The organism is Massilia sp. ST3, assembly GCF_018119405.1.
GTDB lineage: Bacteria > Pseudomonadota > Gammaproteobacteria > Burkholderiales > Burkholderiaceae_D > Telluria.
In genome coordinates, this window is sequence record NZ_JAGPWC010000081.1 from 1 (window position 1) to 21,996 (window position 21,996).

Consider the following 21,996-nt stretch of genomic DNA (forward strand, 5'->3'; position numbering starts at 1 on the left):
CCGGCTTGACCAGCTGGTAGGCCACGCCGGCCTCGCGCCGCTGCACCGGGTCGGCCGCCAGCTTTTCGGGACTGAGCAGCACCAGGTGGGTGGCGCGCGCGGCCGGCTCGGCGCGGATCGCCGCGGCCAGCGCCAGGCCGCTGGTCTCGGCCAGTTCCATGTCGAGCACCGCCGCATCGAAGGGACGGCCCGCGCGCGCGGCGCCCAGCAGGCGCTCGTAGCCGGCCGCCGCGCTGGCCGCGCCCTCGCAGCTGGCGCGCCAGGCCACGAGCTGCTGCACCAGGTCCTCGCGGGTCTCGTCCTGCTCGTCGATCACCAGCACGCGCAGGTTCTCCAGGGTGTGCTGGCGGTGCCCGGGGGCGTCCGGATCGACGCGGCGCTTGTCGAAGCTGACCGTGAACCAGAAGATCGAACCGCGCTGGGCCGCGTTGTCGACGCCGATTGTCCCGCCCATCAGCTCCACCAGCTGCTTCGAGATCGCCAGCCCCAAACCTGTGCCGCCGTACTTGCGGGTGGTCGAGTCGTCGGCCTGCGAGAAGGCGTTGAAGATGCGGGCGCGCGCCTCGCGCGAGATGCCGATGCCGGTGTCGTGCACCTCGAAGCGCAGCTGCACCTGCTGGGCGTCCTCGCCGGCCACGCGCACGCGCGCCAGGATGCGGCCCTGCTCGGTGAACTTGATCGCGTTGCCGAGCAGGTTGGCCATGATCTGGCGCAGCCGGTTCGGATCGCCGCAGATCGCCACCGGGATGTCGTTGGCGATGTCGAAGTCGAAGCCGATGCCCTTGGCGGCGGCCTGCGGGGTATAGACGTTGTGGATGTCGTCCAGCAGGTCCCAGAGGTTGAAGTTGATGTACTCGATGGTCAGCTTGCCGGCCTCGATCTTCGAAAAATCGAGGATGTCGTTGATGATCACCAGCAGGTGCTCGCCCGAGCGCTTGACCAGGGTGGTGTAGTTGCGCTGGGCCTCGGTGAGTTCGGTGGCCAGCAGCATCTCGGTCATGCCCAGCACCCCGTTCATGGGCGTGCGGATCTCGTGGCTCATGGTGGCCAGGAAGGCGCTCTTGGCGCGGCTGGCCGCCTCGGCTGCGTTCTTGGCTTTCTCCAGCTGCTCGGTGCGCACGCCGACCTGGCGTTCCAGCTCGTCGCGGTGGTGCAGCAGGGCGGCGCCGCGGTCCTGGATCTGGGCCATCATGGTGTTGAAACTGTCGATCAGGGCGCCCAGCTCGTCGCTGCGGCCGTGGCTGATCCGCAGGCCGTAGTTCTGGCTGGTGGAGACCTTCTGCGCGGCCTGGATCAGCTTCGTGACCGGCTCCAGGATGCTGCGCTTGAAGCGCCCGGCCAGCACCAGGGCCACGGGCAGCGAGGCGCCCATGGCCAGGCCGATCACGGCCAGGCTGGCGACGATGTCGAGCCACATCGGCAGCAGGTCGGCCTCGACCATGACCACGCCGACCGCCATCTGGCCCAGGCGCACCTCGTGGTAATGGCGCATGTGGCGCGCCAGCAGGGCGCGGCCGTCCTGGTTGGCCTGGGCCAGGCTGGCGGCGTCGACCCCGTCGAATTCCTCCAGCCCGGCATCGACGCGGCCGGCGGCCTGGTAGCGCGCCAGCGGCCGGCCCAGGCGATCGAACAGCACCGCGGCCGAGATCCCGCGCTGGGCTTCGAGGGCGGCCAGGGTGGCCTGGGCCTGGCTGCGGTCGACCAGCAGCAGGTCGCCGGCGCTGGCCGCCCCGATCACCCGCGCGAAGGAGGCCAGCTGCATGGCTTCGTCCTGGCGGTGGTTGATGACCGAGGTGACGGCGAAGGCGGCGAACACGAACAGCAGGGCGGTCGCCGTGGAGAGCAGCGAGATGATGGTCAGCTTCTGGTTCAGGCTCGAGCGCTCGAAGTTCGGCATTGCGGTTCCCGCAGGCGGACGGCGAAGCGGACCGGCAAGGGACGTAGCTGGTCCTCCTTTGCGGAATGCAAATTCCCGCAAGAAAAAAATATACGGTTAGCGGGGGGCGGGGGCTTTGAGGGAACGCAAGGTGGGGGATACGCGTGAGGGCCGCAGTGTCAAGCACGTCCACCTTCCGCCGCACGTCATCCCCGCAAAGGCGGGGACCCAGGTTCGTCGCGCACCGGCCGAGTGTGCCGTAGGAGATACGCATGCAAACTTGGGTCCCCGCCTGCGCGGGGATGACGGTCTTACGGGCGGTGGCGAGAGGAAAGGCAAAAGGTGGGCGAGCAAAAAAAGAAGGGGACGCCTTCGCATCCCCTCCATCACTTCTTAACAGCAGCTCGCCCTCGACCCGCCATACCTCGCCTCCTGCCGCTCACGGAAAAACTCCTCGTAGCTCATCGGCGTCTGGTCCGGGTGCGTACGCTCCATGTGCGCCAGGTAGGTATCGTACTCGGGCAGGCCGACCATCAGGCGCAGGCTCTGCCCGAGGTATTTGCCTGCCTGTGCCAGCGAGCCGAACATCATTGCACCTGCGGGTTGGGCATGGCGACGAACGGGGTCTCCTTCGCGGTCGGGCCGCCGGCGGCGCGGGCCGCCAGCACGGTGCGCACGCCGTAGAACAGCACCGCCACCACCACGAACATGAAGAAGCCCGCCAGGGTCGCATCGACGTAGTCGTTGAAGATGATGCGCTCCATCTGCTCCACCGTCTTGGCCGGGGCCAGCACCTGGCCGGCGTCGTGCGCGGCCTGGAACTTGTTCGCGTGGGCGATGAAGCCGACCTTCGGATTGGCGTCGAAGATCTTCTGCCAGCCGGCGGTCAGGGTACAAGCCAGCAGCCACAGGGTCGGCACGACCGTGACCCAGGCGTACTGCGCGCGCTTCATCTTGAACAGCACGCAGGTGCCCAGCATCAGCGCGATACCGGCCAGCATCTGGTTGGCGATGCCGAACAGCGGCCACAGGGTGTTGATGCCGCCCAGCGGATCGACCACGCCCTGGTACAGGAAGTAGCCCCAGGCCGCCACGCACAGGCCGGTCGCCAGCAGGTTGGCCGGCAGCGACTCGGTGCGCTTCAGCGAGGGTGCGAAGGCGCCCAGCAGGTCCTGCAGCATGAAGCGGCCGGCGCGGGTGCCCGCGTCCACCGCGGTCAGGATGAACAGGGCCTCGAACAGGATCGCGAAGTGGTACCAGAAGGCCATCATGGCCTGGCCGCCCACCACGTTCGAGAGGATGTGCGCCATGCCCACCGCCAGGGTCGGCGCGCCGCCGGCGCGCGAGATGATGGTGTGCTCGCCGACGTCCTTGGCCATCTGCTCGAGTGCCTCGGGCGTGATCACGAAGCCCATGTTCGACACCGCCGCCGCGGCCGACTGCGCTGTCGTGCCCAGCACCGCGGCCGGGCTGTTCATGGCGAAGTAGACGCCCGGGTCGATGGTCGCCGCGGCCACCAGGGCCATGATGGCGACGAAGGATTCCATCAGCATGCCGCCGTAGCCGATGAAGCGGGCGTGCGATTCGTTCTCGATCATCTTCGGCGTGGTGCCGGAGGAGATCAGGGCGTGGAAGCCCGACACCGCGCCGCAGGCGATGGTGATGAACAGGAAGGGGAACAGGTTGCCCGACCACACCGGGCCGGTGCCGTCGATGAACTTGGTCACGGCCGGCATGCGCAGGTCCGGCGCCACCACTAGGATGCCCAGCGCCAGGCCGACGATGGTGCCGATCTTCAGGAAGGTGGACAGGTAGTCGCGCGGCGCCAGCAGCAGCCACACGGGGATCACGGCGGCGACGAAGCCGTAGCCGATCAGCATCCAGGTCAGCTCGGTGCCGGTGAAGGTGAACATCGGGCCCAGAACCGGCGAATCGTGCACCCACTGGCCGCCGATAATGGCCAGCATCAGCAGCACGAAGCCGATCAGGGAGACTTCACCGATGCGGCCCACGCGCACGTAGCGCGAATACAGGCCCATGAACAGCGCGATCGGGATCGTCGCCATCACGGTGAAGGTGCCCCATGGGGAACCGGTCAGGGCCTTCACCACGATCAGCGCCAGCACCGCCAGGATGATCACCATGATCATGAAGGTGCCGAGCAGGGCGATCATGCCCGGGATCTCGCCCATCTCCGACTTGATCAGGTCGCCCAGCGAGCGGCCGTCGCGGCGGGTGGACAGGAACAGCACCAGGAAGTCCTGCACCGCGCCGGCGAACACGACGCCGGCCAGGATCCACATCATGCTGGGGAGGTAGCCCATCTGGGCCGCCAGCACCGGGCCGACCAGCGGGCCGGCGCCGGCGATCGCGGCGAAGTGGTGGCCGAACAGCACGTACTTGTTGGTCGGGACGTAGTCCAGGCCGTCGTTGTACTTGTAGGCCGGGGTCTGGCGCCTGGGGTCGAGCTGCATCACCTTGCTGGCGATGAAGAGCGAGTAGAAGCGGTAGGCGATCAGGTAGACGCAGACTGCCGCCGCGACGACCCAGATGGCGTTGATGGTTTCGCCGCGCTTGACCGCGACGACCCCGAGCGAAAACGCGCCCAGGAGCGATAGCGCGATCCAGCCGAGCTTGCCCGCTGGACTTGCCGATGAACGATTCATTGTGACTCCTCCGGTAAGGAATTGGTGCTTTATGCGCCGGCGCGAACCGGCGCTCTTATTCACTGCTACCGGCCAGTATCTTGCACTCTTCATAGCGTCGCAAGCGCATGATTACGCAGGCGCTACGCACTACTACGTAGGCCACGGCCGTGCCGCGGGCGTAGAATGCGCGCATGCAATTTTCTATTCCGGGCGCACCATGCAGCTGAGGCAAAAAGTCATCGTCCTGGCGATCGCGCCGCTGATCGTGGCCATGCTGGCGATCGCGCTGTTCGTGCGCCAGCAGGCCGTGACCCTGGCGCAGCAGCAGCGCGCCACCATCCAGCGCGCCTACCTCGACAGCAAGGAAGCGGAGCTGCGCCATTACGTGGCGCTGGCCACGCGCTCGATCGCCCACCTCACCAAGTCCGGCCGCAGCGATCCCGCCGCCCTGGAGGAAGCCAAGCGCATCCTGGCCTCGCTCAGCTACGGCGACGACGGCTACTTCTTCCTGTACGACATGCAGGGCAAGAACCTGATGCACCCACGCCAGCCCGAACTGGTGGGCACCGACATGTGGGAGTGGCGCGACGACCTGGGCGAGCCCACCATCCAGCGCCTGATCGAGCGCGCCAAGGCCGGCGGCGGCTTCCAGCGCTACCGCTGGGTCAAGCCCTCGAGCAGCCAGCAGGCGCCCAAGCTGGGCTACGTGGTGCCGGTGCCGCACTGGGGCTGGATGATGGGCACCGGCATCTACCTCGACGACGTCGAAGCCGCGCTGGCCCAGATCGACGCCCAGCAGTCGAGCAACATCGAAGCGACCCTGCTGTGGATCGCCGGCCTGGCGATCCTGGCGGCGCTGACGGTGGCCATGGGCGGCCTGGCCCTGAACATCAGCGAGCACCGCGTGGCCGACGCCAAACTGAAAGCCCTGGCCCAGCGCGTGGTCGACTCGCAGGAAGAAGAACGGGCGCGCCTGTCGCGCGACCTGCACGACGGCATCAGCCAGGCCCTGGTCTCGGTCAAGCTGCAGCTGGAGGCCGGCATCATCCGCCTGGGCGGCGACGAAGCCCAGCGCCGCCAGGCCAAGGCGGGCCTGGAGCGCACGGTGGAGCAAGTGAAGTCGGTGCTGGGCGAGGTGCGCCGCATCTCGCACGACCTGCGCCCGACCCTGCTGGACGACCTGGGCCTGGCGCCCGCGCTCGACCACCTGGCCAGCGAATTCGGCGAGCACGCCGGCATGCCGGTGCGCTTCCGCAGCGAAGGCCCGCTCGACGGCCTGCCGGACATGGTGGGCACGGTACTGTTCCGGGTGGCCCAGGAAGCCCTGACCAATGTCGAACGCCACGCGGGCGCCACCCGCATCGACATCGCCCTGGTGCGCGCGGGACGCGGCCTGACCTTGATGATCGAGGACGACGGCACCGGCTTCGACGCCGACGGCGTGGCCGTGCACCCGCAGCGCGGCATCGGCCTGCGCAACATGATGGAAAGGATGGAAGCAATCGGCGGACGGCTCGCGATCGCTTCCTCGCCGCTCGGCACCCGCGTGGTGGCCAGCATCGACCTGGAGGAACGGGCATGAGCCAAGACGACGTCAAGATCCTGCTGGTGGACGACCACCCCCTGGTGCGCGACGGCCTGCGCGCGCGACTGGAGGCGGCGCCGCACCTGCGCGTGGTGGGCGAGGCCGGTTCCAGCCAGGAAGCGCTGGAGCAGGCCGGCCGCTGCCAGCCCGACCTGGTGCTGATGGACGTGAACATGCGCGGCGGCAGCGGCATCGAGGCCACCGCCCGGCTCACGGCGCGCTATCCCGGCATTGCGGTGCTGATCCTGTCGATGCACGACAAGCCCGAATACGTGAGCCAGGCCATGCAGGCCGGCGCGCGCGGCTACGTGCTCAAGGACGCCCCGGGCAAGGACATCGTGCTGGCCATCGAGACCGTGATGGGCGGCGGCATCTACTACAGCGCCGCCCTGGCGCGCCAGCTGGCCAGTCCGCACGCGGCCGACAACCAGCTGACCTCGCGCGAGCAGGAAGTGCTGCGGCACATCGCCGCCGGCCAGTCGAACAAGCAGATCGCCCGCGACCTCGACCTGTCGGTGCGGACGGTGGAAACCCACCGCCTGAACATCAAGCGCAAGCTGGGCATCGAAGGGCAGGCGGAATTGATCCGTTTTGCGGTACAACGCGCCGGATTCGAAGAAAACCCATAAAAATTTGTCATAAATCTGTAATTAACCCGCCGCGCATGCAGATATGTATCTGTATGGAAACAAGGGGTGTTGCTTTCTGATAATCCGTGCACTAAGATCATCTGAATATCTCCTTTGAAACATTACATGGCTGCGCAGGAACCCGTCATCATCCCGCCCGTTGCGTTCGACCCGGTCGCTAATGCGCAGAACGAGTGGGTGGCGCTATCCCTGCGCCTGCAGTCCGGCGAGGACCTGCCGGCGCGCCTGCAAGCCGTGTTCGGCACGCCCGACCTGCTGGCCGCGATCGCGCCGCTCGACGGCCTGCTCATGCTTGATTCCCCCGCCGCCCTGACGCCGCCCGTGCTGGCCCTGCTGCCGGCCAACCGTATCGGTTTCGTGGTCTCGGCCGCGGCATTGGCGGAGGAGGGCGCGCCGCGCCGCCTGGCCGAGCTGCATGAATTCGGCTACCGCGTCTGGCTCGACGGCCAGGCGCCCGAAGGCATCAAGGCCCCGACCGCGCTGCGTTCGGTCGCGCGCGACTGCAGCCAGGACGTTCCGCCGCCCGGCCGCCTGGCCGCGCTGTTCGGTCCCCACCTCGCGCGCGGCGTGAACAGCGCGCTGCGTTTTTCCGAATGCGAGAATGCCGGCTTCGACTGGTTCAGCGGCGACTATCCGCTCGACCCGGCCAGCTTCCCCTCGGCCAGCGACGACGGCAGCTCGCGCCGCCGCCTGCTGACCTTATTAGGCCTGCTGGCGCGCGACGCCGATTCGCGCGAGCTGGAACTGCAGCTCAAGCAGGACCCGACCCTGTCTTACCACCTGCTCAAGCTGGTCAACTCGGCCGCCTTCGCGGTGAGCACCCAGATCACCAGCTTCAACCAGGCCATCAACCTGCTGGGCCGGCGCCAGCTGCAGCGCTGGCTGCAGCTGTTGCTGTACGCGCGCCAGCAGCCGGACGGCCCGCCGAACCTGCTGCTGCCGCTGGCCGCACGGCGCGGCGCCCAGCTCGAAGCCCTGTGCAAGGACGCCGGCGGCGACCGCGACGAACAGGACCTGGCCTTCATGACCGGCGTGTTCTCGCTGCTTGACCGCCTGCTGCGCATGCCGATGCGCGAGATCGCCGCCGACCTGTGCCTGCCCGAGCACGTGGGGGGCGCGCTGCTGGAGCGCGCAGGCAGGCTGGGCGCCTGGCTGCGCCTGACCGAGATCGCGCCCACGGAGAGCGACCTGGAAGAGGCCGAGGTCGATCCGGGAACCTGGTGGAGCAGCCAGCTGCACGCCTATCACTGGGCGATCCAGGTGGGCCGCAATGTCTGAGCTGCAGGAAGCGATCGCGGTGGACTTCGTCGGCGGCACGAGCGCCGTGTGCGAGGCCGTCATGCGCCTGCGCGGCGAAGCCCTGGCCCACGAACTCGGCCGCGTCGCGCGCTCGCTCCTGAGCAGCCCGACGGGACGCTTCGTGCAGGGCGCGGGCAGCTTCGAGGCCGGCATGATCGGCGGCGCGCTGCGCCATCCGGTCTTCGCGGGCACCGAGCAGTTCGGCTACTACGAAGTGGCGGGCCGCGGCTACTTCGACAGCGACTATCGCCAGCTGGCCGCGCTGGCGCAGCTGACCGCCAACCTGATGCAGATGCAGGCGCTGGCCCAGCGCTCCACCCACGCCTATGCGCAAATGGAAGCGCAGCTGGCGCACCAGTCGCAGATCCTGGACCAGATCCACGAGTCGGTGCTGACCATGGACCAGATGGGCTACATCACCAGCTGGAACCGCGGCGCCGAGGAGCTGTTCGGCTACTCCGCGCTGGAAGCCATCGGCCGCAACATCCTGTTCCTGTACGCCGACGAGGAAGAAGGCTTCCACGACGTGTTCGCGGAGCAGGGCGGGCGCATGATGGAGGTCCGGCGCCGCAAGAAGTCCGGCGAGGTGTTCTGGGCCAGCCTGTCGCTGTCGCCGCTGCGCGACCTGGCGGAACGCCCGATCGGCCTGATCGCCTACCTGACCGACATCACCGAGCGCAAGCAGGCCGAGGAACAGCTGCACCACCTGGCCTATTACGACGAGCTGACCGGCCTGCCGAACCGCACCCTGTTCGCGCGCCTGGTCGACCAGGCCCTGATGGTGGCCCAGCGCAACGAGGCCCACGGCTGCCTGCTATTCATCGATTTGAACCGCTTCAAGCGCATCAACGACACCCTGGGCCGCCGCATCGGCGACGAACTGCTGCGCCAGGTGGCCCAGCGCTTCCGCGACACCCTGCGCGACGAGGACGTGGTGGCGCGCCTGTCCGGCGACGAATTCGCGGTCGGCCTGTTCGACATCCGCCAGCACTTCGAGGCCACCACGGTGGCGCAGAAGCTGCAGAACGTGCTGGACGCCCCGTTCTACATCGCCGGCCACGACCTGCGCGTGGGCGCCAGCATCGGCATCAGCGTCTATCCGCAGAACGGCAACGACGCCGAGACCCTGCTGGGCCTGGCCGACATCGCGATGGAGCGGGCCAAGAAGGACGACGCCAACCCGGACCGTAGCGTCGCCTTCTACAGCGACGACATGAACCAGGGCATGCAGGAGCGCATGCGCATCGAGACCGGCCTGCGCCATGCGCTGGGCAACGGCGAACTGACCTTGTACTACCAGCCGAAGTTCGAAATCGGCAGCGACCGCATCGTCGGCGCCGAAGCGCTGGTGCGCTGGGTGCACCCGCAGCGCGGCCTGGTGCCGCCGGGCGAATTCATCCCCCTGGCCGAGAGCACCGGCCTGATCGTGCAGGTGGGCGAGTGGGTCCTGGAACAGGCCTGCGCGCAGGCGGCCATCTGGCAGAAAGCCGGGCTGCCGCCGTTCCGCCTGGCCGTGAACGTGTCGGCGCGCGAGTTCACGCAATCGCTGCCGGCCCGCGTGGCCGATACGCTGCGGCGCTACCAGCTCGATCCCTCGTGGCTGGAGCTGGAGATTACCGAGAGCACGCTGATGCACGACATCGGGCGGGTGACCGGGATCATGGACCGCCTGACCGCGCTGGGCGTGGCCTTGTCGCTGGACGATTTCGGGACCGGGTATTCGAGCTTGTCCTACCTGAAGCGCTTCCCGATTCATACCCTCAAGATTGACCGCTCGTTCACGACCGGAATCCCGGCCGATGCCAGCGACTGCGCGATTGCGGGGACCATCATCAGCATGGCGCGCCAGCTGGGGCTGCGTGTGATCGCGGAAGGGGTGGAGACGGTGGACCAGCTGGACTTCCTGCGCGAGTCGGGATGCGACGAGGTGCAGGGCTACTTGTACAGCAAGCCGCTGCCGGCGCAGGACTTCGAGCGGAGCTTGCGGGATAACTGGTTGTTGATTGCCTGAGCGTGTCCGCCCGTCCGGCATAAGTTGATGGCTAGCTGTGCGACCGTCACCCCGGCGAAGGCCGGGGCCCAAGTTCGCCGCGCACCAACAGCGCAGGCAACGAGCCTGACCAGCACCGACGATTTATGTATAATGCCGGTTCTTCTAGGGAAGCGTGGCCGAGTGGTTGAAGGCAGCAGTCTTGAAAACTGCCGACGGGGGAACCCGTTCGTGAGTTCGAATCTCACCGCTTCCGCCAGTATTCTCTCAAGCCGTTCCCCCGTCCACATACCCCTGCGTTAAGCTCGGGATCCGCACTTGATCCTGCCATGTGGTTAAAGGCGTGGACCCCGCTGCACCGACTACCCTTTCTCTCTTTTGTGCAGTTGCCGGCGAAGCCGAGCATTGTCTACCGTCACAGCGATCAGCGCAACGGTAACGAGCGCAGATGGTGCATCGGTTCCCAAGTAATGCCAGAACGCCCAGCCGACGAGAGCGAGTAGCACGCCGGCCGCGAGCAATGAAAGCGAATCTTTCATCGGATCGCTGCCTGGTGCTTGTAGTATTTCCGCGCCTTCACATGAGGATCGTAGACACCGGGTAAGCGATGAAGAAGCGAGGCAAGCCACGGTCGCTTGAATCCCCATCTCGCAGCCTCGAGAAGTACATCGCCGAGCGATGTCCCGTGCCCAAGACTACGCCCCGTCGCAACCGCCAGGCTGCCGATGACCGCCCCAGCATAGTACGCGGCAGAGCATGCTGCGACGACTCCTAGCTTCTCGAGTCTTGTACCCGCACCGATCAGTTCTCCTACAGTTACCTTGGTACCGAATTTGTCAATCGAGCCGAGGAGTACCGTGACTGTGCCCACGGTACTTTGCACTGATCCAAACAAGCTCTCCGGCGCAGGGAGGCCGAGCGCATCCATGTTTTCCTTGAAGTACTTGTAGAAATCCGACATTAATCAGTCTCCTAAGCAGGTAGGTACGATCTGTTCTCGCTTCGAATAAGAGGCGTGGAATGCCGCCTACGATTGAATTTCGCTTCAAGTTTCTGATGCGAAGAGGTTATAGTCGTCGTTCTATCGCTTCGTCGATTGAAAGCAGTCAAGGTTGCGTGTGAGAAGGATCTACGGAATTTGCGATAGTTTGCTTGGGAAGGTGATTGTGGCAAACCGTATGCCGATCGCAGGGCGGCGGCGGCGATCAGCTCTCAATGCCCTCGGCGATGATGTCATGGCTTAGTCTTCGGGCCTTATATGCCGATCAGCTAAAGCTTGGGGCGAGTATGAGCCGCTCTTGAGCTGCAGCTGGCTCCCATGGGCGCAAACCCTGATCCTTAGCCAACCGGATGCGCTGCACCTTCATCGCATCGATCAGGTCTGCTGGAGAAGCGGTTGCACCCAGCAGTGGAAGCGTTTGCTCGGCTTCGAGGAAGAAACGGTGCCGCGCATCAATCCCCGCCGACAGGAACGCCTCTTCCCACCATTCGGTGATCCGCTCGCTGGCTCGTTCCAGGGCCGTTTGGGTGACCAGGCGGTTCGACTTCTCGCTGTTGATCCGCCTCGATGCAGGCATCAAGTTCCATGCGTCGCCGCAGGGCCAAGCAGCGAAGGGAAAACAATGATCGATGTCGAAGTCGTCCTTCAGGCGCTGGCCCGACCATACGCAGTAAATGGATTTGCCCTGGTTGCGAAGCCGTTCGACCGCAGCACGCGCGAACCTGGTGTCGCGCTCGGGATCTGCCCACGCAAGTAGCGAATACGCGGTCTGGCTTATCGTCGGCCCAAGTTGCCCCGCATAGGACTCCATCAAGCGCACCCATTCCGCTACGAGAACCGGCTCGACCCACACGTTGTAGTGGCTAAGCGCATCCCAGATTGGAAGGGGGACGTGGAACTCGCCAAAGCTCCACAGGAATGGATCATCGATCCGCAGGCTTGAAGGTGTCGATGTGCGGCGCTGGTGCTTGATGTGGAAGATGTTCTCATCGCTCGCGGGCCAGCGCAGGTACTTGACCGGCATCTCGCGGATCAGCCTGGAGATCTCCCATAGGCTGCCGTGAAGATGGCGCGCCGTGTCATCGTAGAACTCCATCCCCGCACGAAGGTCAACCGGCCGAACTAGGCGCAAGGCCGTGAAGTTGTTGGTCACGAAGCCAGGAGCGTTTCCAGCCCGGTTAGGCGGCATCTGGGGAAGGCCGCCTTCGATGAGCGGCTTGTACATGCGTAGCCAGAAGAGCGCTACCAGGCCCATTGGCAGGACAACGGAGTCCGCCTCATGGCGCGCTGCACCCGCCGCGGTATCGGCGATCCTGGCGAGGATGCGTAGGAGGGCAATCTTGTAGGTTGATGACTTCCCGTCCGTGAGGATCAAGTGGCGTAGAAGTGGAAGCGCACCTAAACCATCATCGGGTAGTCCAAGAACCGCAGTCGTCCATGAAATGCCGGGTCGGCCCAGCCTGTCGGGGCTGTCATCGGAGCGCACCAGCCTGAGGCCGAACTGCTGGGCCATCGCCGTCAGCTCCGATAACGTCACCTCGTACATGGCGCGATCGGTATCGGGTCGGCCGATGCGAAGGCTGATGGCGATGCGTCCATTTGGCGACAGCAGCGTCGCCAGTTTTCGCAGGGCACGCTGGCGGGCACCCGGTGGAACGTGCATCCAGACCGCAGAGAGCAGGATCAGATCGAAGGTAAGTCCCAGCCGGCGTACCTGGGCTAGGTCTGGCAGGCTGTCAGCCACCCAGTGAATGCGTGGCGAAGGATGGCGCTGGCGCGCCAGCGTACGCATCGCTTCCGAGGGCTCGACGGCGACGACATCGTATCCTTCGGCCGCAAACCAGGCGGCGTCCCTTCCGGAACCGGCGCCGACGTCCAGAATCGTCGCGCCGGGCGGTGGTAGCAGATGCAGCAGGGCAGGGTGCACATACTCGAAGCTCAGCGATTCGTACTGGGAGACAAGCTGCTCGGCGTTCTGATCGTAGTGAGGAATGGTCTGCATGACCTTCGGGATGGTTTGTCGACTCATCAATTGTATGCCGAAGCATGCTGCCGTAGAGCAATCGGTATGTTTGCAATCATATGCAAACCCAATGGATTCGATGCCTTCAATCTGCATCCAGCTCAGCACTTTAAAAAGAGATACTGAACAAAATGTCGGCATATATGGATAAGTGCAAACGTTTTGTGTAGCCTGGCTTCATGAGTCAACAAGCTGGACGAATTCTTGAGCTTGCCCGTTCCAAAGGCATACTGCGTACACGCGATGTGGACAGTGCCGGTGCATCGCGCGCACTGCTGGCCTCGCTGACCGCCGAAGGCCGGCTGCTCAAACTCGGTCGAGGTCTGTACACATTGCCTGACCGGTCTGCGTCCGAGTAGGAGAGCTTTGCCGAGGTAACGACACGCAGCGAAAGCGGGGTGCTATGCCTGCTTTCCGCGCTGCGTTTTCATGACCTGACCACGCAGCAGTCATCCGACGTCTGGCTCGCCATACCCCATAAGGCTCGTGCTCCGCGTTTCGATTATCCGCCGCTACGGGTAGCCCGCATGTCGGGACCGGCGATGACCGAGGGCGTCAACATTGCAGACTTTGCTGGCGCCCAGGTGCGCGTGTTCAGCGTGGCGGCGCGCCCCTCACGATACCGAGGAGCTCCCTGTTCTACGTCGAGTATTGCCGTGTAGCAGTTTTTCAAGCTTGTCGGAAAAATTTACAGCGGGTAAGCTTGAGATCGATTGTTTTTTGTAAATACCTGTTTTCAAAAGACAATTTTTCCTGGCCCGGAAGTTGCTTCTAGTGTTAGTTCAAATTACAACCAAGGAAGTCCCGTGCTCCGTACCGCCCTCGCTCTCGCCGCTCTGGCCACCGTCAGCAACGCCAACGCCGCCTTCATCAGCTTCACCGACCCGACTGCGGCCTATTCCTTCGTCGTGCCCGTCCACGTCAGCTCGATCAACGTCCTGGTCATGGGCGGCGGCGGCGGCGGTGCGAACGGCCACCAGGGTGGTGGTGGCGCCGGTTATCTCACGGCCGGCACGGTCGCCGTCAACGGCGGCGACACCATCCTCGTGAAAGTCGGCGCTGGCGGCACCGGTGCACTCGGACGTCCGGACAACACCATCACCGGCATCACCGCAGGCGGCATTTCCATGTTCGGCAACTACCTGAGCGCGAATGGCGGCGGCGTCGTGGCAGGCGTCAATATGTCCGGCCAGCACGGCAGCTCCGGCGGCGGTGGCGCGTGCAATAGCGGTACCTTGGGCGGCGCCGGTGGTTCGGGCGGCAGCAGCGGCAGTTATTGCGGCGCAGGCTGGGGCGGCATGCCGATCGGTAACGGCCAGGGCAGCTACGCCGCCTTGTTGGCGCTGTTCACCCAAAACCAGATCACTGCCGGCGCGGGTGGTGCGGGCGGTACCGGTACGCATGCGGGCGGCGGCGGCGCTGGCGGCATCCTGATCAACGGCGCCGGCGCAGCGGCTGCCAACGGCAGCCAGAGCTTCAGCGGCAAGGGCGGTGTCGGCTACGGCGCCGGTGGCGGAGCAGGGGGCTTCAACAGCAGCTTCAACTCGACCATGCGCTTCGCGGGCGGCAACGGCGCCGACGGCCTCGTTTACATCGAATACGTCGACGCACCGATCGCCAAGGTGCCGGAACCTGCCTCGCTCGCGCTGCTGGGACTTGGCGTGCTCGGCGTCGCCGCGTCGCGCCGTCGCCGCAAGCAATAAGCTGTTATCAGATCTACTGAACACCCTGAGTGCTGGGAATGCTGTTCAGTGAGCGAATACATGTCGCTCGCGCCGAGGGTTGAACCTGAGTTCTCACGAGCTGTCGAGACGCTCAACTTGGCCCCCGGCCTGCGCCGGGGCGACGGTTTTTCAGCTAACTGAACATCATTACCGCTTGCCAGGGCTAGCCTGGACTAAGCGCCGACTTTTGTCTGAGCATCGATCTCCAGCCTCCTGCTACGCAAGCGGCTGGCCGATTTCTCGAATACGAGATTGCGAACGGCGGCGGGCAACCCATTCCTGGGCTTTGCCGCGGCAAGCGCTGGCTTCGCATGCGGTTTCCCGGCCGATGCCAGAATCCGCAAGAAGGTCGCACTCACCGTCGCGATGTCGTCGTCGAAATCCCCATGGTGCGTGGCCCTGGCTGCCGCTTGAGTTCCGACCGCTACATCGTTGGGCGAAGGAACCAGATCCATTTTTCCACCGCCTATCCACTTCGCCAGGTCCTGATCGCTCTTGAGCGTCCTCTCCATGCCGAGTATCGGTATCCCTTCGTCGAACACGACCGGAATGCGGGGCCGCGCTTCGAACGCGTGCGAGACCAGGTAGAGCAGGGACTTGTTATAGATCCTGGCGCAGTTGTCGTCCTGTTCCGCCTTGTCGGTCAGGTAGAACATGGCGCTGCGTGCGATCGCGCCGGCGTCGATGAGCGGCCGGTAGCAGGCGTTGAACAGGTCGACCGTGCATGCCGGCGCCCACAGCGTCAGGCTCGCGACGGGGAGGTTCGCACCGGTGCGTCCAGCGATCGGACCCTTCTCGATCTCGCCCTCGGTGGCGAGCAGCTGGGCCAGCGGAGCAAGGAAGATCGATCCGGCGCTGTGCCCGACCAGGTGAACTTCGAGCTGCGGATGATCGCTCATGAGCTTGGCCAGGTACTTGACCACGACATCGGCGGCGCCGCCCGCTGCGCTGGCGCGCAGGGCGTTCTCCTTCATCTCGTCCCAGGCCGCCTTGCCGGACAGCAGGCGGGCGACCGGCTCGAGCCCATCGTCCAGCCGGTCCAGCATGAAGTCCTTCGCCTTGTCGAGCACGCCCTCGGGACGCCGGCGCCGGACCGCATCCTGCAGGATGTTGGTGATCGTCGTCCAGTAGTCGCTGTGCCAGATGAAGGCCAGCGGATAGGCGCCGGCATCGAGCAGCGAGGCGCGGTATTCGGCGACGCGCTGCACCGCGGCGTCCTCGCCCACCAGGCCGCCATGGGCATACAGAACCAGCCGAGAGATCTTCTTGGCCTTGACCTGGGGCTCGAGGTCCGCCTCGAAGATGGCCTTGACCTCGCGCTCGCTGGTGCCGTAGTCGCCCCCGGGCTGGAGCCTGCCGTCGTTACCGACGCTGATGATGTGGGGCCGCAGGTTGGCGTAGGCGTAGGCCACGGAGTGTCCGGAAGTGCTGGCGTGCGCCGTGGCGAAGGAAAGCGGCTTGCCGATATTGACCGGGGCGCCCAGGCGCGCCACCCAGACGTCGGTGCCGTTGGCGAGCCAGTCGTCGTAGGAGAGGTGGCACATGCCTTCCTTGCCCCAGTCGTCGCCCCACGAGTTCTGGATCCACAACCCGTCGCGGTCATAGGCGACGATCGCGAAGGCGTGGCCGCCGATCATGCTGTCCGACTGGTGGATGATCCCGTCCGCGCCGACCTCCTGCCAGCCGGTGTGGACCGCGCAGGTCGCGTACAGCACGCCCACTTCGGCGATCGCCGCGTGCATCGAAATCAGGTCCTTGTGATTCACCCGGAAGTAGGAGCCCAGGGGACGCGTGCGCGCGGCGCACATGCGGGCGTCGGTGAAGCCATGGTCGCCCGGCGGCACCTTGTAGGGCCAGTCGTCCCATGAGCATACGCCGTGTTTGTGCCAGCCTTTCATGGCCCCGCGCGCGCTCGATCCTTCATAGTCCTCACCCGGCCATTCGTCGTAACGGCGCGCCAGCTCATAGAACATGCGCGCGCTCACCTGCGTCTTGTCCGGCTTTTGCTTGCGCCGCATCAGCAGGCAATTGGCGACCGTCGCCAGGCCGAAGCCCGTGCACGCGCCTTCCTGACCCTGGTCGAGCACCGGGACCTTATACGCCAGGTATTGTGCCAGCGGGATTGTCGACGGCACCTCGATCAAGGTCGGCTCGTACATGCGGTCGCGGAAATCGAGGGTGTCGGCGCGCGCATTGCAGCGGTATTGCGCGCCCGCCTTGGGACGGATGATTTGCGCCTTGCCGGATTGCTCGATGTCGGCATCGCTCGCGCCCTTGCCCCTTGGCCCGCCGTTCTTGCGCAGCTCCTTCGATGGCGGTTTTTTTTCCGGCGCCTTGGCTTCCCGCGTCGTCTTCTTTTTCGCCTTGAGGGCGCCGGGCGGAGGAGGGGCGATGGAGGATGTGCGTGGCCGCGCGCCGGCGGCGGGATGTGACGGCATGATGTGCTCCCCAGTGTTTGTTATTGGCCTGAAGCTCAGGATCATTCAGCCAAGCGAAGGAGAAAAGCCGCCATTCAGCTTGGCGGCGCAGACCACGCACTGGAAGCAGCACCGTCGAACAAGAAAACAAGGATGTACCCCGATCGGCTGCGCACCAGTTGGGCCTCCTTTCGTGTTTTCCTTGATCTGAACGAGAATATCCTAGTCTCTTTTCAAGCAAAAAATCACCGGATAAAAAATATTGGCTCAATCGCCACACTAAGCACGCCGCATATTTACTGCGTTTATCCATTGTGCTACGTACTCCTTGCCGCCTACCTCATCGGAAAGAGTCACCAGAAATAATTTAGATTGTTTCTTGGAAATGCGGCAAACTTCACCCGACATCAACGCAATTCGAAATGAGGCGACATCCAGCGCGACGCTCATGATCATTTCCTCAGCCACCGATTTTCGCGAAGCGGCCCGCCGCAAGCTGCCGCCATTCCTGTTCCATTATCTCGACGGCGGCGCCGGCGCCGAGCAGACCCTGCGCGCCAATGTCGACGACCTGCAGCTGGTGAAGCTGCGCCAGCGCGTCCTGCGCGGCTCCGCCCAGCTCGACCTGGCCTGCGACTGGTTCGGCGAGCGCTATACCCTCCCGATCGCCCTGGCGCCGATCGGCCTGGCCGGCATGTACGCCCGCCGCGGGGAAGTGCAGGCGGTGAGGGCGGCCTGCCGCCGGCAGATACCTTTCATCCAGTCCACGGTCTCGGTCTGCTCGCTGTCCGAGGTGGCCGCGCAGGCCTCGCGTCCGCTGTGGTTCCAGCTCTATGTGCTGAAGGACCGCGCCTTCATGCGCGACGTGATGCGCCGCGCCTGGGACCTGGGCGCGCGCAACCTGGTGTTCACGGTCGACATGCCGGTCCCCGGCGCCCGCTACCGCGATGCCCACAGCGGCATGAGCGGCGCCAACGGTCCGCTGCGCCGGGTGCTGCAATCGATGCTGTCTCCACGCTGGGCCTGGGACGTCGGCCTGCACGGCCGTCCCCACGACCTCGGCAACATCTCCGCCTACCGCGGCCATGCCACCGGCCTGGCGGACTACATCGGCTGGCTGGGCGAGAACTTCGACCCCGACATCAGCTGGCAAGACCTGCAATGGATCCGCGACGAGTGGCAGGGCAAGCTGATCCTCAAGGGCATCCTGGAGCCCGACGACGCCCGCGCCGCGCTGGACTTCGGCGCAGACGGCATCGTGGTCTCCAACCATGGCGGCCGTCAGCTGGACGGCGCGATGTCGACGGCCCAGGCGCTGCCCGCCATTGCCGAGGCGGTGAAAGGGAAGCTGGCGATCTTCGCCGATGGCGGCGTGCGCACCGGCGCCGATGTGTTCCGCATGCTGGCCCTGGGGGCGGATGGCGTGCTGATCGGGCGGGCCTTCGTCTACGCGCTGGCGGTGGGTGGCCAGGCCGGGGTCGAGCAGCTGCTGGCCATCATGGAAAAGGACTTGCGCACCACCATGGTCCTGACCGGCGTGAAGTCGGTCGCAGAGATCGGCCCGCACTTGCTGGCCAGCTAGGCAGGCATGCATACGAGCAAGCTGGTCGAACAGACAACAAAGCGGTAAGATCCCGGGTAGCCTTGCAGTAAGGAATCTGTAAGGAAACGCGTGAATTCTAGGAAATAGTGTCAGTTTTTTATCAGGAGGCGTCCCGACGGCCAAATTTGTGCGTTAGCGATTCAGTCCCAGGCATTTCCGTTTCATGTATCAGTCCGTACTCAATAATTAGACAGGAGACATACGATGAAGAAGGGCGACAAGGATTCGAAGCAGACCGTAGCAACCCGCAGGAAATTCCTGGGCAGCGCAGCCGCCGGCACCGGCGCCGCCGCACTGGCTTTCCCGAGTATCGCGACCGCACAAACACCGAAGCAGATGCGCTTCCAGAGCACCTGGCCAAGCAAGGACATCTTCCACGAATACGCGCTGGACTTCGCCAAGAAGGTCAACGACATGACCGGCGGCGAGCTGAAGATCGAGGTGCTGCCGGCCGGCGCCGTGGTGCCGGCCTTCGGCCTGCTCGACGCCGTGTCCAAGGGCACGCTCGACGGCGGCCATGGCGTGATGGGCTATAACTACGGCAAGCAGGCGGCGATCGCCCTGTGGACCTCGGGCCCGGCCTACGGCATGGACGCCAACATGGTGCTCGCCTGGCACAAGTACGGCGGCGGCAAGGAGCTGCTGGCCGAACTGTATAAAGGCATCGGCGCCAACATCGTTTCCTTCCTCACCGGCCCGATGCCGACCCAGCCGCTGGGCTGGTTCAAGAAACCGGTCACCAAGCGCGAAGACCTGAAGGGCCTGAAGTTCCGCACCAACGGCCTGGCGATCGACCTGTTCACGGCCATGGGCGCGGCGGTGAATGCGCTGCCGGGCGGCGAGATCGTGCCGGCCATGGACCGCGGCCTGCTGGACGGCGCCGAATTCAACAACGCCAGCTCCGACCGCCTGCTCGGCTTCCCCGACGTCTCCAAGATCTGCATGCTGCAGAGCTTCCACCAGAGCTCCGAGCAGTTCGAAGTCACCTTCAACAAGCCCAAGTACGACGCGCTGCCGGCCAAGATCAAGGCCATCATCGAGAACGCCGTCGAGGCGGCATCGGCCGACATGTCGTGGAAGGCGGTCGACCGCTATTCCAAGGACTACCGCGAAATGCAGGCCAAGGACGGCGTCAAGTTCTACAAGACCCCGGACGCGGTGCTGCAGGCGCAGCTGGCGGTGTGGGACGAGGTGGTGGCCAAGAAGGGCGCCGACAATCCGCTGTTCAAGAAAGTGGAGGCGTCCATGCGCGCCTTTGCCGAGCGCGCGATGAAGTGGGACATGGACACCAACAATCCGCGCCGCATGGCCTACAACCACTACTTTGGCCGCAAGGCTCCCGCGCCGAAAAAGGCATAAGGCTATCCGCCAGCGGTGACGACGGTTAGTTAGCCTCAAAACCGTCGTTACCGCCGTCGCCGGCACCACGGGCGTAGGCTAACACTACAAACGTCGCCACCATACCGCAGTGCCTTCATGCGCCACCCCGCACTCGCAGGGTGGCTCTTCGTCGCGACCGGGAGCAGTTTCATGCAGAACGTTTTGTTTTTCGTCGACCGGGTCAGCAGCTGGGTAGGACAGGCGTTTTCCTGGCTGATCGTGGTGCTGACCTTCCTCATTTCCTGGGAAGTGTTCGCGCGCTACGCCCTCAACAGGCCCAACCCCTGGGCCTTCGACCTGATGATCATGATGTACGGCGCCGCCTTCATGATGGCCGGCGCCTATACCCTGGCCAAGAACGGCCACGTGCGCGGCGACGTGCTGTACACCTTCTTTCCGCCGCGCCTGCAGGCCGGCCTGGACCTGATCCTGTACTTCGTCTTCTTCATCCCCGGCGTGGTGGCCCTGGTCTGGGCCGGCTACACCTACGCCGCCGAATCCTTCGCCATCCGCGAGCATTCGACCCTCACCGCCAACGGTCCGCCCCTGTATCCCTTCAAGATGGTGATCCCCTTCGCCGGCGCCTTGCTGCTGCTGCAGGGCTGCGTCGAGATCGTGCGCTGCGTGATCTGCCTGCGCGACGGCGCCTGGCCCGCGCGCGAGGCCGACGTCGAGGAAGTCGACGTCGACAAGCTGAAGGCATCGGTACAGGCCGAGGAAGGGAAAGCGCCATGAGAAAAGAAATCTGGTTCGGCGTGTCGATCCTGGTGGCGATCGTCGTCGCCCTGTTCGCCCTGATGCCGCCGCCGTCCGAGATGACCAACGGCCACCTGGGCCTCTTGATGCTGGCGCTGGTGGTGGTCGCCATCATGCTCGGCTTCCCCACCGCCTTCACCCTGATGGGGATGGGGGTGCTGTTCGCCTGGTTCGCCTTCCATAGCCAGGACCCCGGCCAGGCGGTCCAGCTCACGCTCGACCTGATGGTGCAGCGCGCCTATTCGGTCATGGCCAACGACGTGCTGATCTCGGTGCCCCTGTTCATCTTCATGGGCTACCTGGTGGAGCGCGCCAACCTGATCGAGCGCCTGTTCAAGAGCCTGCACATCGCCATGGCGAGGGTGCCGGGATCGCTGGCGGTGGCCACCATCGTCACCTGCGCCATCTTCGCCACCGCCACCGGCATCGTGGGCGCGGTGGTCACGCTCATGGGCCTGCTGGCGCTTCCTGCGATGCTCAAGGCGGGCTACAGCACCCAGCTGTCGGCCGGCTGCATCACGGCGGGCGGCTGCCTGGGCATCCTGATTCCGCCTTCGGTGCTCTTGATCGTGTACGGCGCGACGGCCGGGGTCTCGGTGGTCAAGCTGTATGCGGGGGCCTTCTTCCCGGGGATCATGCTGGCCAGCCTGTACGTGGGCTACGTGCTGCTGGTGGCCAAGCTCAAGCCTTCCGCCGCGCCGCCCTTGCCGCCCGAGGAGCGCGTGGTCGCGCTGCCAGCCTACACTCAGGCCATCCCCAACGCCTACAACAAGATGGCGGTGTCGGGCCTGGTGCGCGCGATCAAGGGCGAGCGCGCCGCGCACGTGCCGAGCCGCACCCTGGTGTCGAACCTGTTCGTGGCCATGCTGCCGGCGCTCGCCTTCGTGGCCGTGATGGGCGTCAGCTACCGCTTCGCCACCGCGCCGGACGCCGCGCCCACCGAGCTGGTCGAGATGGGGGCGCAGGGCGGTTTCGATACCTCGTCGGGCAGCGACAGCAGCGGCCTGGAGGAGCCGCCGGTCGAAGGCGGCCTGGAAGAACCGCC

General features: G+C 65.2%; 17 protein-coding genes and 1 tRNA gene. 11 read left to right on the plus strand and 7 right to left on the minus strand.

The genetic code is table 11. The features are described 5' to 3' along the window. The 3 genes from KBW98_RS20640 to KBW98_RS20650 form a co-directional block, all read right to left on the minus strand. On the minus strand, positions 1 to 1,897 hold a 1,897-nt coding region (locus KBW98_RS20640), incomplete at its 3' end, for an ATP-binding protein (protein WP_211522049.1). A gap of 372 nt (positions 1,898 to 2,269) precedes the next feature. After that, positions 2,270 to 2,464, minus strand: a complete 195-nt coding sequence (locus KBW98_RS20645) for a YbdD/YjiX family protein (RefSeq protein ID WP_211522065.1) — start codon at positions 2,462 to 2,464, stop codon at positions 2,270 to 2,272. Then, positions 2,464 to 4,542 (minus strand): carbon starvation CstA family protein, encoded by a 2,079-nt coding sequence (locus tag KBW98_RS20650; RefSeq protein ID WP_211522050.1) that lies wholly within the window; start codon positions 4,540 to 4,542, stop codon positions 2,464 to 2,466. The genes KBW98_RS20645 and KBW98_RS20650 overlap by 1 nt, the downstream gene beginning before the upstream one ends. A 199-nt stretch (positions 4,543 to 4,741) precedes the next feature. Between KBW98_RS20650 and KBW98_RS20655 the strand changes: the two genes are divergently transcribed. The 5 genes from KBW98_RS20655 to KBW98_RS20675 all read left to right on the plus strand — a co-directional run bounded on the left by KBW98_RS20655 (position 4,742) and on the right by KBW98_RS20675 (position 10,307). Beyond that, complete coding sequence (locus KBW98_RS20655) at positions 4,742 to 6,106, plus strand: cache domain-containing protein (RefSeq protein ID WP_211522051.1); 1,365 nt, start codon at positions 4,742 to 4,744, stop codon at positions 6,104 to 6,106. Continuing rightward, a complete protein-coding gene (locus tag KBW98_RS20660; protein ID WP_211522052.1) occupies positions 6,103 to 6,738 on the plus strand; it encodes a response regulator transcription factor in 636 nt (211 codons plus the stop codon). Before KBW98_RS20655 ends, KBW98_RS20660 begins: the two co-directional genes overlap by 4 nt. A 126-nt stretch (positions 6,739 to 6,864) precedes the next feature. After that, positions 6,865 to 8,037: an HDOD domain-containing protein gene (locus KBW98_RS20665; RefSeq protein WP_211522053.1), complete on the plus strand. Its 1,173-nt coding sequence runs from the start codon at positions 6,865 to 6,867 to the stop codon at positions 8,035 to 8,037. Next, entirely contained in the window at positions 8,030 to 10,069 is a 2,040-nt protein-coding gene (locus KBW98_RS20670; protein WP_211522054.1) for a bifunctional diguanylate cyclase/phosphodiesterase, read from the plus strand. The genes KBW98_RS20665 and KBW98_RS20670 overlap by 8 nt, the downstream gene beginning before the upstream one ends. 148 nt (positions 10,070 to 10,217) lie before the next feature. Next, a tRNA-Ser gene (locus tag KBW98_RS20675) sits at positions 10,218 to 10,307 on the plus strand. Between the two features lie 276 nt (positions 10,308 to 10,583). Here the strand turns inward: KBW98_RS20675 and KBW98_RS20680 are convergent. After that, positions 10,584 to 11,009 (minus strand): hypothetical protein, encoded by a 426-nt coding sequence (locus KBW98_RS20680; protein ID WP_211522055.1) that lies wholly within the window; start codon positions 11,007 to 11,009, stop codon positions 10,584 to 10,586. A gap of 304 nt (positions 11,010 to 11,313) precedes the next feature. After that, positions 11,314 to 13,167, minus strand: coding sequence for a methyltransferase domain-containing protein (locus KBW98_RS20685; protein WP_211522056.1), 1,854 nt, complete (start codon positions 13,165 to 13,167; stop codon positions 11,314 to 11,316). Positions 13,168 to 13,250: 83 nt separating this feature from the next. Between KBW98_RS20685 and KBW98_RS24230 the strand changes: the two genes are divergently transcribed. Then, positions 13,251 to 13,430, plus strand: a complete 180-nt coding sequence (locus KBW98_RS24230; RefSeq protein ID WP_211522057.1) for a type IV toxin-antitoxin system AbiEi family antitoxin domain-containing protein — start codon at positions 13,251 to 13,253, stop codon at positions 13,428 to 13,430. Positions 13,431 to 13,877: 447 nt separating this feature from the next. Then, the gene (locus KBW98_RS24235; RefSeq protein ID WP_211522058.1) at positions 13,878 to 14,774 is read left to right on the plus strand and encodes a glycine-rich domain-containing protein; all 897 of its coding nucleotides are present in this window, start codon (positions 13,878 to 13,880) and stop codon (positions 14,772 to 14,774) included. Positions 14,775 to 14,968: 194 nt separating this feature from the next. Here the strand turns inward: KBW98_RS24235 and KBW98_RS20700 are convergent, their stop codons facing one another. After that, positions 14,969 to 17,233, minus strand: a complete 2,265-nt coding sequence (locus KBW98_RS20700) for a C1 family peptidase (protein ID WP_211522059.1) — start codon at positions 17,231 to 17,233, stop codon at positions 14,969 to 14,971. Between the two features lie 258 nt (positions 17,234 to 17,491). Beyond that, on the minus strand, positions 17,492 to 17,662 hold the full coding sequence (locus tag KBW98_RS20705) for a hypothetical protein (protein WP_211522060.1): 171 nt from the start codon (positions 17,660 to 17,662) through the stop codon (positions 17,492 to 17,494). Between KBW98_RS20705 and lldD the strand changes: the two genes are divergently transcribed. From lldD to KBW98_RS20725, 4 genes are all read left to right on the plus strand, one after another. After that, positions 17,661 to 18,794 (plus strand): FMN-dependent L-lactate dehydrogenase LldD, encoded by a 1,134-nt coding sequence (gene lldD, locus KBW98_RS20710; RefSeq protein ID WP_211522061.1) that lies wholly within the window; start codon positions 17,661 to 17,663, stop codon positions 18,792 to 18,794. The genes KBW98_RS20705 and lldD overlap by 2 nt on opposite strands. Before the next feature lie 225 nt (positions 18,795 to 19,019). Next, a complete protein-coding gene (locus KBW98_RS20715) occupies positions 19,020 to 20,174 on the plus strand; it encodes a TRAP transporter substrate-binding protein (RefSeq protein WP_211522062.1) in 1,155 nt (384 codons plus the stop codon). Between the two features lie 171 nt (positions 20,175 to 20,345). Then, positions 20,346 to 20,930 carry a TRAP transporter small permease subunit gene (locus tag KBW98_RS20720; protein WP_211522063.1) on the plus strand — a complete coding sequence of 195 codons (585 nt, stop codon included), beginning with the start codon at positions 20,346 to 20,348 and terminating at the stop codon, positions 20,928 to 20,930. Beyond that, positions 20,927 to 21,996, plus strand: a 1,070-nt coding sequence (locus KBW98_RS20725; protein WP_211522064.1) for a TRAP transporter large permease subunit, incomplete at its 3' end; no start/stop codon positions are given. The genes KBW98_RS20720 and KBW98_RS20725, both read left to right, overlap by 4 nt.

Coding starts and splice junctions, on each gene's coding strand:
- KBW98_RS20705 (WP_211522060.1), bottom strand. CDS start 17,662: ATGAGCGTCGCGCTGGATGTCGCCTCATTTCGAATTGCGTTGATGTCG.
- KBW98_RS20720 (WP_211522063.1), top strand. CDS start 20,346: ATGCAGAACGTTTTGTTTTTCGTCGACCGGGTCAGCAGCTGGGTAGGA.
- KBW98_RS20655 (WP_211522051.1), top strand. CDS start 4,742: ATGCAGCTGAGGCAAAAAGTCATCGTCCTGGCGATCGCGCCGCTGATC.
- KBW98_RS20670 (WP_211522054.1), top strand. CDS start 8,030: ATGTCTGAGCTGCAGGAAGCGATCGCGGTGGACTTCGTCGGCGGCACG.
- KBW98_RS20650 (WP_211522050.1), bottom strand. CDS start 4,542: ATGAATCGTTCATCGGCAAGTCCAGCGGGCAAGCTCGGCTGGATCGCG.
- KBW98_RS20685 (WP_211522056.1), bottom strand. CDS start 13,167: ATGCAGATTGAAGGCATCGAATCCATTGGGTTTGCATATGATTGCAAA.
- lldD (WP_211522061.1), top strand. CDS start 17,661: ATGATCATTTCCTCAGCCACCGATTTTCGCGAAGCGGCCCGCCGCAAG.
- KBW98_RS20665 (WP_211522053.1), top strand. CDS start 6,865: ATGGCTGCGCAGGAACCCGTCATCATCCCGCCCGTTGCGTTCGACCCG.
- KBW98_RS20700 (WP_211522059.1), bottom strand. CDS start 17,233: ATGCCGTCACATCCCGCCGCCGGCGCGCGGCCACGCACATCCTCCATC.
- KBW98_RS20645 (WP_211522065.1), bottom strand. CDS start 2,464: ATGTTCGGCTCGCTGGCACAGGCAGGCAAATACCTCGGGCAGAGCCTG.
- KBW98_RS20660 (WP_211522052.1), top strand. CDS start 6,103: ATGAGCCAAGACGACGTCAAGATCCTGCTGGTGGACGACCACCCCCTG.
- KBW98_RS20680 (WP_211522055.1), bottom strand. CDS start 11,009: ATGTCGGATTTCTACAAGTACTTCAAGGAAAACATGGATGCGCTCGGC.
- KBW98_RS24230 (WP_211522057.1), top strand. CDS start 13,251: ATGAGTCAACAAGCTGGACGAATTCTTGAGCTTGCCCGTTCCAAAGGC.
- KBW98_RS20715 (WP_211522062.1), top strand. CDS start 19,020: ATGAAGAAGGGCGACAAGGATTCGAAGCAGACCGTAGCAACCCGCAGG.